The 811-nt window shown below is 72.9% G+C and carries 2 pseudogenes; both read right to left on the reverse strand.

Annotated features, from left to right (window positions below):
• A pseudogene (locus tag JGS39_RS39780) lies at positions 1–213 on the reverse strand (hypothetical protein); the annotation flags it as partial.
• A gap of 13 nt (positions 214–226) precedes the next feature.
• A pseudogene (locus JGS39_RS39785) lies at positions 227–811 on the reverse strand (hypothetical protein); the annotation flags it as partial.

Here is an 811-nt window from a genome sequence, read left to right on the forward strand (position 1 = left end):
CGGGGACTCCGGAGCGGCGGCGGCGGCCGGGCCGTCGCCGCCCGCCCACCGGGGAGCGGCGATCACTGCTGCGCCGATCAGCGCCGTCGGGACGAGTACCGCGGTCAGGACCCGTATCCGGCTGCGACGCCGGCGCTTCCGACGGGTGCCCTGTCGGCCCCCCCGGCCTCCGCCCCGGCGCTGTGCCGGCTGCCTGGCCGTCTCAACCGCCACGGACCGTGTGCTCCTATTCTTCCATCGGGTGTTCGTCCGCGTACTTCAGGAGTTCCAGGAGCCTGGGGTCCTCGGCAGTGGCGATCAGCTGGGTCGCCGAGACCGGCGCCGAGACCATCGAGGAGTCGTCCCCGTCGACCGAGATCCGAACGACGCTGTCGCCGTAGACGAAGTTGATGCTGACGCCGGTGATGGTCTGCGTGCCCCTGGAATTTCCCTGCGCTGTCGTGACACGGGCCTTGATACCGCCCGCCAGGTCCAGGACCGCCGTCCTGCACTGGAGACCCTTCGACGGGATGTCGCGGCACGGCCCAGCGGCGGGGGCGTTGCCCGGCGCGGCCTTGGGACGTACGGAGAAGACGATGGGGAACGTGTTGCCGTCCTGCCGGGCCTGGTACCGGCTGACGGTCAGATCGACCGGCCGGACCGGACCGAGCCCTCGGGGCAGCAACTCGTCGAGCAGCACCGCGGCCTGCGACTGGAACTGCTCCTGCCGGACCCGTTCGGCCGGGGGCAGGTCGGCCATGCTCGTCTCGCCGGGAGTGGGCTCGACGTGCACGGGCGTGGGGACGGGCCGGGGGGCCGCGGTGGCGGCCGG

The sequence above is a fragment of the Streptomyces poriferorum genome, from assembly GCF_019399235.1.
Taxonomy (GTDB): Bacteria; Actinomycetota; Actinomycetes; order Streptomycetales; family Streptomycetaceae; genus Streptomyces; species Streptomyces poriferorum.